The sequence below is a fragment of the Citrobacter amalonaticus genome (assembly GCF_037053465.1).
In the GTDB taxonomy this organism is placed as follows: Bacteria; Pseudomonadota; Gammaproteobacteria; order Enterobacterales; family Enterobacteriaceae; genus Citrobacter_A; species Citrobacter_A amalonaticus_H.
Genome location: NZ_JBALIF010000007.1, coordinates 21454 through 33734, shown reverse-complemented (window position 1 = coordinate 33734; position 12281 = coordinate 21454). Strand labels below are relative to the sequence as shown.

The following is a 12281-nucleotide window of genomic DNA, read 5'->3' as shown; positions in this document are numbered from 1 at the left end:
TGTGTGCCAAAAAAGCAGCGCCTGCGCGCTGCGTAGAGGGGCTGCGGTTACACAGCGACCAGCATGCCGCCATCGACGAACAGCAGGTGTCCGTTCACAAAATCGGAGGCTTTCGAAGAGAGAAACACCGCAGCGCCAATCAGCTCCTGCGGATCGCCCCAGCGTGCGGCTGGCGTACGTTTACACAGCCATGAGGTGAAGGCTTCATCTTCAACCAGCGCTTTGGTCATTTCGGTTTTGAAGTATCCTGGTGCGATACCATTAACCTGAATGTTATGCCGCGCCAGCTCTACGCACATACCGCGAGTCAGCATCTTCACGGCACCTTTTGATGCGGCGTAGGGGGTGATGGTATCCCGGCCCAGTTCGCTTTGCATGGAGCAAATATTGATGACTTTCCCGGCCTGACGCGCCACCATCCGGCGGGTTACCGCCTGGGAGACGAGGAAGACGGCGGTCTGGTTAACGGCGATCACATCATTCCACTCTTGTTCGGGGAACTCGGTAAACGGGTGACGACGCTGGATCCCGGCGTTGTTTACCAGAACGTCAATCGGGCCAATATCCTTTTCAATATGTTCAATCGCGGCATCAATATCTGTTTTATGGGTGACATTAAATGGGGCGGCTACGGCGCGGATCCCTTCCTGTTGCAATTTGACGACCGCCGCTTCCGCCCGCTCCGGTGTAATATCATTCACGATAATTTGTGCGCCATATTTACCCAGCCCGGTCGCCAGTAAATAACCAATCCCCTGAGCTGAACCGGTGATCAGAATGTTTTTGCCGTCCAGTGAAAAAAGATCGTTCATCATGCTATTCCTTATTTAATGTCTTCAAATACGAGCTGAACTTTCGCCGCCTGGGTTTTATCCCCGGCGAAGATCAGCGCCTGTTCCAGGTCGGTAAACGGATATTCGGCGCTGAGCAGCGGCAGCGGATCGATAACGTTATTCGCCAGCCACGACACCGCGGTGTTGAACTCGGTGGTAAAGCGGAACGAGCCTTTGAGCGAGATCTCTTTGCCAATCAGCATCATCATCGGAAAGTCCGGCACGGCGCCGCCCATGCCAACCTGCACCATCACCCCTTTTGCGCGAGTCACTTCCAGACAGGTAGTGACAGAAGAGGGATGTCCTGACACTTCAAAGCTTACGTCGAAATAGCCTTTCTCTTTTTTCCACTCGTCGAGCGACTCCTGCTGTGGATTAATGAGCGTATCGGCACCCATCTGGTGTGCCAGCGACAAGGAGCGAGCGCTGATATCTGCACAAACCACTTCCGCTGCGCCCAGCGTTTTCACTGCGCTGACGATCAGACAACCGATGGGGCCAACGCCGGAGATAAACACCTTTTTTCCCTGCAGATCGCCTGCCTCATGTGCGGCATGAATCGCTACTGCCAGCGGTTCGGCAAAGGCCATTACCTTTTCGTCTGCATGTTCCGGATAAGGAATACACTGGGCGGTATCCACCGTTTTAAATTGCGTAAAACCGCCATCGACGTGCGGGAAATACATCGCACTGCCAAAGAAACGCATTTCCGTACACTGATTTTCTTCATGTTGCAGACAATATTTGCAACGACCACAGGGCTTCGACGGATTAATCGAAATGGGCTGCCCCTCATGTAATTTTCCAGAATCACTATGGACCACTTTACCAATAACTTCGTGGCCTAAAATCATCGGTGATTTTACGGTGAAATTACCGACCTTTCCTTCCTGGTAATAATGTAAATCGGAACCGCAAATTCCCCCTCGGGTTATTTTTACGAGTGTGCCTTGGTTATTCCATTCAATATTCTGTTGTGTTACGGCAACAGCACGCTTACCCGCGACAACGCAGGATTGAGTTTTCACTTCCATAAATGCCTCACTGGGTCAGGTCTTTGTTCAGAGGCATTTAAGCGGTTTTGTTTATTGTTATTTGTGATCATGGTCACGCTGAAAAATTGTTACACTACAATGTTACGCATAACGTGATGCGCTTTATAATTCTTATCTATAGAAATAAAAAAACGTGAAATCGATGATTGTGCGAGCGTAGTATCGCGTCATGGAATATAACCAGGGGATTTTTACATGGCCGGAGAAAGCTATATTTTGATGGGTGTTTCAGGAAGCGGTAAATCATTAATTGGCAGTAAAATGGCTGCGTTATTATCGGCGAAATTCATAGATGGTGACGATCTTCATCCCGCGAAAAATATTGACAAAATGTCTCAGGGAATACCGTTAACGGATGAAGACCGTTTGCCGTGGCTGGAACGATTAAATGACGCCTCTTACAGCCTTTATAAAAAAAATGAGACCGGGTTTATTGTTTGCTCATCATTAAAAAAACAGTATCGCGATTTTTTACGTCAGGGCAGTCCGCATGTACATTTTCTCTGGCTGGATGGTGACTACGACATTATCCTGGCACGGATGCAGCGTCGGGCCGGGCATTTTATGCCGGTAGGGTTACTGAAAAGTCAGTTTGAGGCGCTGGAACGTCCGCAGGCAGATGAAGCAGATATTGCCCGTATCGACATCAATCATGATATTGAGAACGTGACGGCGCAGTGTGAGAAGGCGGTGCTGGCTTTTCGTCACGTGCGGGAGCGACTCAGCGCATCAATCTGAACATTAACGCGCTGGGCCTGATGATTAGAAATCGGCTTTCAACACCACGCGGTAGCGGGCTTTACCATCACGGACGTGCTGAATGGCGTCGTTGATTTGCGACATTGGGAACAGTTCGGTCGTTGGCGAGACGTTGCTGCGTCCGGCAAACTTCATCAGCTTACGTAATTCATACGGTGTACCGGTCGCCGAACCGGAGATGCTGCGATCGCCGGCGATCAGCGTGAATGCAGGCACCGGCAGCGGCTTCAGCACGGCACCGACGGTATGGAAGTTGCCACCATAGGCCAGTGCTTCGAAGTAGGGCTGCCAGTCGAGATCGACGTTGACGGTGTTGATGATGAGATCGAACTGGCCCGCCAGCGCGGTTAACGCCTGCCGATCGCGACTGTTCACCACTTTATCGGCCCCCATTGCCAGCACTTCTTTCTCTTTCGCCGGATTAGAGCTGAATGCGGTTACTTCACATCCCATCGCGTGCAGGAGCTTGATGGCGATGTGTCCCAGCCCACCAATGCCGATCACCCCGACACGGCTGGTGGCGGTGATGTGGTGCATCTGCAAAGGTTTAAACACCGTGATGCCTCCACATAACAACGGACCGGCAGATTCAATATCGATGCTGTCCGGAAGGGGGATCACCCACTGCCAGTCAGCGCGCAGCTTCTCGGCAAACCCGCCGCGATTGAGAATGGTGGGCACCGAACCTTCCAGACAATTAATCTGATTGCCGCTGATACAGGCGTCGCAGTGCCCGCAACTGCGCGCCGTCCAGCCAATCCCTACGCGCTGCCCAATCTTCAGGCCTTTATCCTGCGCCGCGCTGCCAAGCGCCGCCACGCGACCGATCACTTCGTGCCCGGCGACCAGCGGATACTGAGAGAATCCCCATTCATTGTCGATCATTGATAAATCGGAGTGGCAGATCCCACAGTAATCGACCTGTACTTCAACATCTTCCGGCTTGAGTTCGCCCGCATCGTATTCAAAGAGTTCGAGTTCGCTACCTGCCTCTTTTGCGGCATAGCTTTTTATCTTCGCCATCGTGTTTCCCTCAGTGTGTGTTGAATTGAAAAGTGTAGAGCATGGCAAACGGCGTCGCTTTACAGAAGGGGGATTCAGAAGTGGACGAAGGGAAGCATGTTGATTTTTTCGACACTTAGCGGAGAAGAGACTCGCTACTGCTTGCATGGTGGCGTACGACAGGTATAATCCACAACGTTTTCCGCATACCTCTTCAGTGCCGAAGTGGCGAAATCGGTAGACGCAGTTGATTCAAAATCAACCGTAGAAATACGTGCCGGTTCGAGTCCGGCCTTCGGCACCATCGGAACATCAATAGACGTCAACGGACGTCTTTTTTTGTGCCTGAAATCCAGTATCTGCAAGGCCTTACGCATTTTTCCTCTCAACTGAAGTAAATCCAAATCCCCCCACATCAATTCGCTTGTGAGTATAGATGTGAGCATATATCTTGATTCGATATTGTTTATATACTCACCGCAGTGCGACGGAAGGAGAACCGTTATGGCCCTGACAGATACAAAGGTGCGTTCTGCAAAACCAGAAGAAAAAGAGTATTCGCTCGTTGATGGCGACGGCATGTTTTTACTGATTCATCCCAACGGCTCAAAGTACTGGCGATTCCGCTTCCGTTTTGGCGGTAAACAGCACTTGATGGCATTTGGCGTCTACCCGGAAATTTCACTGGCCGATGCCAGACAGAAAAGGGAAGAGGCCAGAAAGCTGGTGGCTGCGGGTATCGATCCCCGTGAACACAAGCGTGCTGTGAAAGAGGAACAGGCGAAAGCGGTATTTACGTTTGAGAAGGTTGCCAGAGAGTGGCTCGCTACTAACCAAACATGGTCGGAAGATCACGCTAACCGCGTGTTGAAAAGCCTGAAAGACAATATTTTCCCGGCCATCGGGGCGCGAAAGATAACCGAGCTTGGCACTCGCGATTTGCTGGCACCGGTTAAAGTTGTAGAGGCTTCCGGGCGTCTTGAAGTGGCATCGCGTCTTCAGCAGCGCACCACGGCAATTATGCGCTACGCAGTGCAGAGTGGATTAATCGACTACAATCCTGCGCAGGAAATGGCCGGAGCGGTTGCCTCTGCTAACCGTAAGCATCGTCCGGCGCTGGAACTAAAACGTATTCCTGAGTTGCTGCAAAAAATTGATGGTTATACCGGCAGGCCATTAACCCGCTGGGCAACGGAGCTCACTCTGCTGATCTTTATTCGCTCCAGCGAACTTCGTTTTGCCCGCTGGTCGGAGATCGATTTTGAAACGTCGATGTGGACGATCCCGCCAGAACGAGATCCTATTCCCGGTGTTAAGCATTCTCACCGGGGATCAAAGATGCATACGCCGCACCTGGTGCCGTTATCTAAGCAGGCGCTGCTAATCCTGAAGCAGATAAAGCATTTCTGTGGTGAGCATGAGCTGATTTTTATTGGCGATCACGACAGGCGTAAACCGATGAGTGAAAACACGGTCAACAGTGCGCTGCGGGTGATGGGGTATGATACAAAAGTGGATGTCTGCGGACACGGGTTTCGTACTATGGCCTGTAGCTCTCTGATTGAATCAGGGCTTTGGTCTAGAGATGCCGTCGAACGCCAGATGAGCCATATGGAACGTAACTCGGTGAGGGCTGCGTATATTCATAAGGCCGAGCATCTGGATGAGCGCAAGCTGATGCTGCAATGGTGGGCTGACTTTCTGGATGCGAATCGAGGGAAAGGGATTAGCCCGTTTGATTATGCGAAGATAAATAATCCCACCAGAGAATAACGAATGTGCATCATCAACGAAAGCGCTATTAATACACGAATAGCGCTTTTTGTTGAGTGACTTATTTCTTTATTGAGCCGGTAATTTTTGATGCCGCGAACGCATCTGACCATGGAAGAAAACAAGATGTTTTTGCCAAGTGTAAAAGATAAGCCTGGAATCTTGCTGCATTTCCTGGCTCTGTAACTTTTTTAATCGCTACGGATAGGGTGCCGTCAAAGTCTTCTAACATAGGAATAACCTGGTTTGTGCCGGAATGCTCTGCTAAATTTACTCCCGCAGAATAAGCAACATCATGTGTAGTATCGTTAGAGATAAAATTAAGTGGAATATCCTTATTCTTGGTATAAAACAATATACCACCAGGGTTAGGACTGTAAAATAAATTGGCTAATTTTCTAGGTGTACGTCCTATCTTGTCAATCTGTCGTTCTCCAGGTTTTGTTTCAGTGGTAACGTTCTCCCATATATCTCTGATCATATCGATGATGTTTATTTCTTCAAATTTATTATCAATATACATATTCATATGGAGATAAACAGAGTTCTGATTTTTAAGATGGCATTTTACCCAGAAATATCCCATTACATGCTTTTTATAAAGTGCACGTTGTTGGATGTTTTCTTTAAATCGCTTGAGGTAATAGCGAAGCATCATGTCATTGTTGAAAATTTCACATCTTGGCGTATGTGTTAATTCCCTGGGGTTTCCATCGATTAACCTAGGGACTAATATAAGATTCGAATTCAATAACAAAGAACAGCGCACAGATGCAGGCTTTTTACCTGCATGTTTGGCCGTAACCAGTACATCGTGGTATTGAGCGATGAGTTGCTTGAGAAGTCGTTCTTTACTGGCAATTTGGGGGTAAACAAGTTCAGACAGATACTGAAATCTTTTGGGGGTTATGACCTTACCCGAAGGAATTTGTCTGAGCATGCCCACTATTTCCCGACTTAGATCGAACGAAACACCTGTACAAGTAGCTAAATATGCGTTTCTTCTTTTGGCATCCTTTGCTGTCATTGCCTGCAAATCTCGCTCCGGGATACTGGAATCACTAGGGGATTTTAGTACCTTCGTCAGGCAATATTCATTGATTTTTTGATACACCTCGTCGCCTTGTTTGACAACATTTTCTGATGTGAATGTTCCATCTTTATTCATTCTTGGTATGAATGAAAAATCATTTTTCATATTTATCGCTTATTTATTTCGTAATAATTTAAAGAGAAGTATTCATACTTTATAATCGTGAAAGCATATTTTAAGTGATGTGAATCACGCATTAAGTTTAAACAATAATAATTAAAATTATTCATTACATACGTGAATTCTTTAAAAGGATACTTTTAATATCAAAGTTCATAATCTTTAAATTATCTTTTATGCTTTATGTGATTGTTTTTACTGGTTTTTGTTTCTTGATTTGGCAATTCACATTTTCTATCTCTGACGTGGCTAAAGGGTGGAAGTAGTGAAATTTCACTCTGTACTTTCAATTATACATCTTTCACTGACACTACTGCGATGAGCATATAAATTTTCACACACTTGTTTGATGTATTTGAGAGCAACCGGATGGCCTCAGATGACCATCATCAACCTGTTTATCACTCGCTCTCCATACCCTTTTTCCAATGGAGAATTCACCATGATCCCTACTACTGATCTACTCAACGACCAGCTCGTCGACATGAAATTCCTCACCGCATTTATCGGCACCAGCGACAAGTTCATCTACAAACTGATAAGGGATGGCAAATTCCCTAAGCAGATTAAGATTGGCTCCGCATCGCGCTGGCTGAAAAGTGAAATCGAAGCCTGGCTGCTTGCACGCATCGCTGCTTCCCGTGGCGTCGCTAACGCCGCTTAATCCCCTCGCTATATCTCAATGCTTTCAACTCAAACCCAGCCATGGACGGCTTCGTGCTGCCTTTGGCTGGGCCTCCCTCTGTGTTTTTTTACGTAACTGCCTCCCGGTATGTAACACGCTGCCGGGAGCGGAACTTCAAACCCTCAATGCCCGACGGCGTTTTCTTTAATTCTATTTATGGAGAGTGCCGGTATGCCTGATTACTTTAACCACGACTTGTTTGCGGCTCTGATTCAGAATGGCGAAGATATCCTTGAGCAGGCTGATTTAGCTGAGTTTTCTGAATCAGGTACGCAAGGCCATGGGGCCGAATTGCCTCAGGAAACCGTGCTGATGGAAGAGATTACGTCCCTAATCTGCCAGACGGATAACGAGACTTGTGGAGTCGTTCACCTGCGTTCGATGACAGAACACGCGCTGCTGGTGTTGACGCTCAGAGGCCTGGATGCTTACCGGGCAGAATGCCACGAGCCGCTTTTGGCGTGCTTTCAGCAAAATGCGACCATTCTGGCTCCAGAAGGGATTTCGCCGTCACGTCGGTTATATAGTAGCCAGTCCGTTGAATGCACGACGACTGAGGAGCAGCACAATGTATTGCTGGAAATCTGGGCGCTGACAAATACCCGTCTGGCATGGCGTCGCGATGTTTTTCGCCAGAATCCGCAGTATCTCTGGTGGCGTGATAATGCCTGCAATTTGTTAAAGCAAATAAATGCATATGGACGGGCATTGCCTGATGGCATTGCTTATTTACTGGCGAATGAAGCCCGCGCAATAGTGGCAGAAAACTTTGCTGTCGATGGTATTAAAGCGTCTCCAAACGAGTGGCTGCGTTATTCCATCTGGTGGGCAACGGGTCTTGAAAAACTGATGTTAAACGTCATTATGGCCGTAGTAGGTGAGTGGGAACGTCTAAGTGACGATGACGATGGTTATAACGTCTGCTATTCCCGACTCTGATTTTTTATGAGCCGGCATCGATTAATGTCGGTGCGGGCTTTTTTTGTCGATTAGTTATATTTGAACATATTTGACGAGATAACTGAACACGCAGATTAAAGGCTTGTTAATGTTATTGGTAGTGTCTCTTTGTTATATCTGGATATTATTGCCAGACAATATTAATGCTGGCCTGTTAATAATCAAATACGATAATAGATGTTCGATGGTGATTTGAATGTTACCAATGAAACGGTCTGTATCGCATCGTACTTCACTTATTCTGTATCAAAGGGGAAATGTGTTCTTTTCACTTGAGTGTCGCTCAGAATTAATATGAAATGTTTTGACAGACGATAATAATCAGCTACAGAGTTATCAGAATATCCGCCGTAAAAAATTATCGCGCTTACCCATGACATGTAACCATTCACAACCTGGAATAAATCATGTCATACACCATCGATCCACATCTGATGTCGCTCATCAGTTCACATGCCGCCGACCTGCAAAAAACCTATTCCCGACTCAAACCGTTTCGTATGGATTTCTTCTATCAGCGAGATACTACGCTGGACCATCAGCGACGTGATGACTGGCTGAGCTGCGAGATGCACCGGCTGGCCGAGTACGCCTTACATGAGCTGGATGGCATAGTCGGTTATGCCTGGGTGCAGGAGTTTACCCCGCGCCACGGTATCCATTTCCATGCGGTGTTTTATCTCAATGCTCAGCGTCACCGGGCACCCAACAAATTCATCTATGCACTAACAGACTGGTGGCGTTGCTTTACCCAGGGCGACGGCTGGATTTTTGATGGCTCTAAGCGTCAGAGGTACCACATTTTCGACGGTCAACGGGTACTGAACCACAACGATAAAACTCAGCGGACACAGTTACAGCGTGCGCTCGGTTATCTGGCGAAGGAGGAGCAGAAGGATTACCGCAACTACTGCTTTGGCCTGAGTGACGTACCTGAGCCAAATGGCCGTGGTCGTCCACGTAAGCCGTAATCCATTCCCATCCATCCGTCTGATTACCCCATCTGTTAAAGCGACCGACTCTGCTCGTGAGATGGGGGAGGAGTATTCTATGCGTATACGTAAAGCATTTATGGCTTTGAATAAGGCCGGGCATATTGTCAGGTCGCAAGACGCCAGCCAGTCGCTGAATGATAGCTGGAGCTGTATTCACTGTAACTGCTCACTGCTTTTGCGAGCCGAAGATCCACGCTGTAAGCCCTGGTTTGAGCATGACGAACGAATGCTCGATGAATCGCAACTGCGTAAGTGTGCATTTTTTGATGACCTCACGCTGGAAGAGCGAAAGATACTGGAATTGCGTAAGCACCTCCGGAAGGCGTCGCCTGTTGTGGTCACGTGTAAATGGCGCTGCGTACAGTGCGAGCATATTTACTCCGGGGAAAAATGTTGCCCGAAATGTGGGCTGGGGATTTACAGCGTAGAAGTGCCGGTAGTTGCCTGAATGGCGGGGCATGTAACCCCATCGCTGTTACCGCAGGTAAAACGCAACGAACAGGATGCCACTGATAAACAAAATGGCGATACCCATCATCGTCAGCCAGACGACAATAAAACGCTTCGGGTGCCTGACTAATAGCCAGAGCACGCCGAAGATGATTAACAGGGCAGGGATTGCAGGCATGAGTGCCGGTCTATGGCGTATAACTGAAGGTTTCGGCTTCTTTCGAGTCGGACTCGTTTTTGATCACACCATTGTTAGGATCAGGCTCGGCCAGTGGAGTATCGAAATAGCCCTGACACTGTTGCTGGGAAATAAGTTTCTTACCTTTGTAGACCGTCAGCCCATCCCAGACATTTCCTTTGGCATCAAGAGAGATCACCACATAGCTGTAATCCCCTTTGGCGAAACGGTAGTAGAGCGTACTGTTTCCGTTCATGGCATTGAAATAGCCGTACGCAGTAGCAGGAAGGCGCAAATCGACAGTCCCGGCTTTGTTGGTATGGATGTAATCCACACCGATACCATGAAAATCGACGGCGATGGCGCTGCCGTTTTTCAGTTTGCAGGACGAAACGGAGGTGGCTGCGTGAGCGAAGCCTGTAGCCAGTAAGAATGACGTAGCAACCAACGCAGCTAACGTTTTAGTTTTCATGTTTAATTTCCTTATCAGTGTTTATGTACTAATCATGCTGAACTACACAGGCAGTTGGATGGCTCGCAGCGTGAGTTTGTCGAGGTCAGCCGTCAGTTGCTCAATTCGCTCGATCTCCGAAACTTCAATGCCTTTCCAAAGAGCCAGATGACGATCGAGCAGCGCCCATTTCATGGCGTGAAAGCCGTTCCAGGCTAAGCCTATCCACGAGGCATAACTGGCGTTAAGGATATTTCCAGTGATGTACATCTTTCCTGCATTCACTGCGCTGCTGGTGCCATAGGCAAGTGCCAGCATCATGCGAAATCGAGGGTTCATTTTCAGGGGGAGCGTGTCCATTAAAGCATCGGTAAAGGAGACTTTGTAAACGAACATCTGTTTTGCGATATAAAAGACGCGCATCAGCACTTCCATTATCGCTACGGGAATGCTGGTGACGATAAATTGTCGGAAGTCGTAGCCGCTGATGTACATAAACTCGATTTGTTTCCCGAAATTTGACTCGTCGACGGGAATACCTTCCAGCATACGCAGCAGCCCCATAAAGGGTGCCGGAAGCCCCATGCCCCGGTTACCTTGGGCTGATGGTGCGTTTACATCAGAAAGCAAGTGGCCGAACATCCTCCCCAGTAGCTGAAACACACTTCCTTCAACAGAGGCTTTGGAAGAGGGGTAGCGAGTGATAATACCGTTATGCACAACCGTGCATTTATTATCCATCATGTCCCTGACGCCAAAAATAAAGCCGAGTATAGGATCGTGGGAAAGGGCTTTCAGGCGATGGTTCTTAGGATTAAGTATCGCGCCACTGGCACCTAAAAGGTCCTGTGTCATTGAACAATCTGGCGCGCCGATGGTGTACTTCGTACTTAGAATGTCGCTGAGCTCTGGGGGGATAAACTTGTTAAAGGCTTTCTGTACCTGTTGGTTGAATACCCCATCAACCTGTTGGGTCCATGCCATTGTGTGTTTCGGTGGCGCTTTAACAAACAGAATGTCCAGCATAGCGGCGAACAGTCCACCACACCCTGCAATGGCGTAATCCCAGGCGTCCAGGCTGTACTTGCGGTTAAATTCAGCAATATGCCCGGACAGCCGTGCATCCGTGGTCTGCATGTCATCTGTGCTGAGGATATCGCTGAGCCGGGCTGCACCTTCAAAACGGGAATTTGACTGACGGTATATCTCGCTAAGCGGCGTTTGAGAAAGCTCCTGCGTTTCAGATGTCAGGTTGTTCGTATGACGCGCTTTCGCCTCAGTAAATTCTGGCGAATCAATAACCGCATCGCCACCCAGCAGCGCCAGCTGTTGCCGGATCTCATCAAGTTCACTGCCAATTGTTGTATGGGCGCGGGAAATTTCTTCCCCGCGATCCTGTAGCAACCTGATAGCTTTAATCTCATTCTGATACGGCAGTTTTTTCATGCTGGTTTCTTTTTGGTCAGCAGGTCGATGGTGGCCCGGATCGTGATGATTTCGTTTTTGAAGTACTCGGCATTGGCGAGAAGCCGCTCCTGAATGGCGTAGAGTTTGCCGATAGCAGTACCTAATGCAGCGGCCAGTTTTGCATTTTTCTTTCTCTTCGCGAGGGTGTAGCCACCAATACCTAATAGCACAACAGGCGCGGCCAGTACGCCAATACCGGCAACCATGCCGCCGCCGACAATACTCCCAGCGGCAGCCAGCCCGGAGGTGATCCCGGCTGCGGAAACGCCAGTCACTCCCAGCCCATACAATGCGCCAAAGGCTGCAGCTCCCCCTAAACCAGCTCCCAAGGATGTGGACAATCCTTCTGTGATCCCTGGATAATCGTTTTCCAGTTCGTTAAGAACGCTTTGTACTTCATGCGTCGCTTCCTGTCTCATACGTTCAACATCGTCTTTGGTTAATTCACTCATAATTTTTC

At 48.5% G+C, this 12281-nt stretch carries 14 protein-coding genes and 1 tRNA gene; 7 read left to right on the top strand and 8 right to left on the bottom strand.

All coding sequences use genetic code 11. From position 1 onward, the window contains the following. Positions 1-47 precede the first annotated feature (47 nt). Positions 48-812 carry a gluconate 5-dehydrogenase gene (gene idnO, locus WB371_RS13240; RefSeq protein ID WP_336220736.1) on the bottom strand — a complete coding sequence of 255 codons (765 nt, stop codon included), beginning with the start codon at positions 810-812 and terminating at the stop codon, positions 48-50. Between the two features lie 11 nt (positions 813-823). Further along, a complete protein-coding gene (gene idnD / locus WB371_RS13235) occupies positions 824-1867 on the bottom strand; it encodes an L-idonate 5-dehydrogenase (protein ID WP_336220536.1) in 1044 nt (347 codons plus the stop codon). A 216-nt stretch (positions 1868-2083) separates the two neighbouring features. Here idnD and idnK point away from each other — a divergent pair, with 216 nt between their 5' ends. Then, positions 2084-2626, top strand: a complete 543-nt coding sequence (gene idnK, locus WB371_RS13230; protein WP_336220535.1) for a gluconokinase — start codon at positions 2084-2086, stop codon at positions 2624-2626. A gap of 24 nt (positions 2627-2650) precedes the next feature. Here idnK and ahr read toward each other — a convergent pair whose 3' ends face one another. After that, positions 2651-3670, bottom strand: a complete 1020-nt coding sequence (gene ahr / locus WB371_RS13225) for an NADPH-dependent aldehyde reductase Ahr (protein WP_336220534.1) — start codon at positions 3668-3670, stop codon at positions 2651-2653. A gap of 198 nt (positions 3671-3868) precedes the next feature. Between ahr and WB371_RS13220 the strand changes: the two genes are divergently transcribed. Next, positions 3869-3953: transfer RNA gene (locus WB371_RS13220), tRNA-Leu, on the top strand. Positions 3954-4153: 200 nt separating this feature from the next. After that, positions 4154-5422: a tyrosine-type recombinase/integrase gene (locus WB371_RS13215; protein ID WP_336220533.1), complete on the top strand. Its 1269-nt coding sequence runs from the start codon at positions 4154-4156 to the stop codon at positions 5420-5422. 61 nt (positions 5423-5483) lie between these two features. Here WB371_RS13215 and WB371_RS13210 read toward each other — a convergent pair whose 3' ends face one another. Next, positions 5484-6620, bottom strand: coding sequence for a hypothetical protein (locus tag WB371_RS13210; RefSeq protein WP_336220532.1), 1137 nt, complete (start codon positions 6618-6620; stop codon positions 5484-5486). Positions 6621-7077: 457 nt separating this feature from the next. Between WB371_RS13210 and WB371_RS13205 the strand changes: the two genes are divergently transcribed. The 4 genes from WB371_RS13205 (at position 7078) to WB371_RS13190 (ending at position 9723) form a co-directional block, all read left to right on the top strand. Beyond that, a complete protein-coding gene (locus tag WB371_RS13205; RefSeq protein ID WP_336220531.1) occupies positions 7078-7299 on the top strand; it encodes a helix-turn-helix transcriptional regulator in 222 nt (73 codons plus the stop codon). Positions 7300-7491: 192 nt separating this feature from the next. Continuing rightward, positions 7492-8259, top strand: coding sequence for a hypothetical protein (locus WB371_RS13200; RefSeq protein ID WP_336220530.1), 768 nt, complete (start codon positions 7492-7494; stop codon positions 8257-8259). A gap of 428 nt (positions 8260-8687) precedes the next feature. Continuing rightward, complete coding sequence (locus WB371_RS13195) at positions 8688-9251, top strand: hypothetical protein (protein WP_336220529.1); 564 nt, start codon at positions 8688-8690, stop codon at positions 9249-9251. 79 nt (positions 9252-9330) lie between these two features. Then, on the top strand, positions 9331-9723 hold the full coding sequence (locus tag WB371_RS13190; RefSeq protein ID WP_336220528.1) for a putative zinc ribbon protein: 393 nt from the start codon (positions 9331-9333) through the stop codon (positions 9721-9723). Positions 9724-9750: 27 nt separating this feature from the next. Here the strand turns inward: WB371_RS13190 and WB371_RS13185 are convergent, their stop codons facing one another. From WB371_RS13185 to WB371_RS13170, 4 genes are read right to left on the bottom strand one after another with little or no spacing between them, the layout of a single operon-like run. Next, positions 9751-9903 carry a hypothetical protein gene (locus WB371_RS13185; RefSeq protein WP_336220527.1) on the bottom strand — a complete coding sequence of 51 codons (153 nt, stop codon included), beginning with the start codon at positions 9901-9903 and terminating at the stop codon, positions 9751-9753. 10 nt (positions 9904-9913) lie between these two features. Next, complete coding sequence (locus tag WB371_RS13180) at positions 9914-10375, bottom strand: hypothetical protein (RefSeq protein WP_336220526.1); 462 nt, start codon at positions 10373-10375, stop codon at positions 9914-9916. A gap of 42 nt (positions 10376-10417) precedes the next feature. Beyond that, a complete protein-coding gene (locus WB371_RS13175; protein WP_336220525.1) occupies positions 10418-11800 on the bottom strand; it encodes a hypothetical protein in 1383 nt (460 codons plus the stop codon). Then, the gene (locus WB371_RS13170) at positions 11797-12273 is read right to left on the bottom strand and encodes a hypothetical protein (protein WP_336220524.1); all 477 of its coding nucleotides are present in this window, start codon (positions 12271-12273) and stop codon (positions 11797-11799) included. Before WB371_RS13170 ends, WB371_RS13175 begins: the two co-directional genes overlap by 4 nt. Positions 12274-12281: the final 8 nt, after the last annotated feature.

Bases quoted from the DNA above. Each gene is read 5' to 3' on its own strand.
- ahr (WP_336220534.1), bottom strand. From the start codon at position 3,670: ATGGCGAAGATAAAAAGCTATGCCGCAAAAGAGGCAGGTAGCGAACTC.
- WB371_RS13215 (WP_336220533.1), top strand. From the start codon at position 4,154: ATGGCCCTGACAGATACAAAGGTGCGTTCTGCAAAACCAGAAGAAAAA.
- WB371_RS13185 (WP_336220527.1), bottom strand. From the start codon at position 9,903: ATGCCTGCAATCCCTGCCCTGTTAATCATCTTCGGCGTGCTCTGGCTA.
- idnD (WP_336220536.1), bottom strand. From the start codon at position 1,867: ATGGAAGTGAAAACTCAATCCTGCGTTGTCGCGGGTAAGCGTGCTGTT.
- WB371_RS13190 (WP_336220528.1), top strand. From the start codon at position 9,331: ATGCGTATACGTAAAGCATTTATGGCTTTGAATAAGGCCGGGCATATT.
- idnK (WP_336220535.1), top strand. From the start codon at position 2,084: ATGGCCGGAGAAAGCTATATTTTGATGGGTGTTTCAGGAAGCGGTAAA.
- WB371_RS13200 (WP_336220530.1), top strand. From the start codon at position 7,492: ATGCCTGATTACTTTAACCACGACTTGTTTGCGGCTCTGATTCAGAAT.
- WB371_RS13195 (WP_336220529.1), top strand. From the start codon at position 8,688: ATGTCATACACCATCGATCCACATCTGATGTCGCTCATCAGTTCACAT.
- WB371_RS13205 (WP_336220531.1), top strand. From the start codon at position 7,078: ATGATCCCTACTACTGATCTACTCAACGACCAGCTCGTCGACATGAAA.
- idnO (WP_336220736.1), bottom strand. From the start codon at position 812: ATGAACGATCTTTTTTCACTGGACGGCAAAAACATTCTGATCACCGGT.
- WB371_RS13210 (WP_336220532.1), bottom strand. From the start codon at position 6,620: ATGAAAAATGATTTTTCATTCATACCAAGAATGAATAAAGATGGAACA.
- WB371_RS13170 (WP_336220524.1), bottom strand. From the start codon at position 12,273: ATGAGTGAATTAACCAAAGACGATGTTGAACGTATGAGACAGGAAGCG.
- WB371_RS13175 (WP_336220525.1), bottom strand. From the start codon at position 11,800: ATGAAAAAACTGCCGTATCAGAATGAGATTAAAGCTATCAGGTTGCTA.
- WB371_RS13180 (WP_336220526.1), bottom strand. From the start codon at position 10,375: ATGAAAACTAAAACGTTAGCTGCGTTGGTTGCTACGTCATTCTTACTG.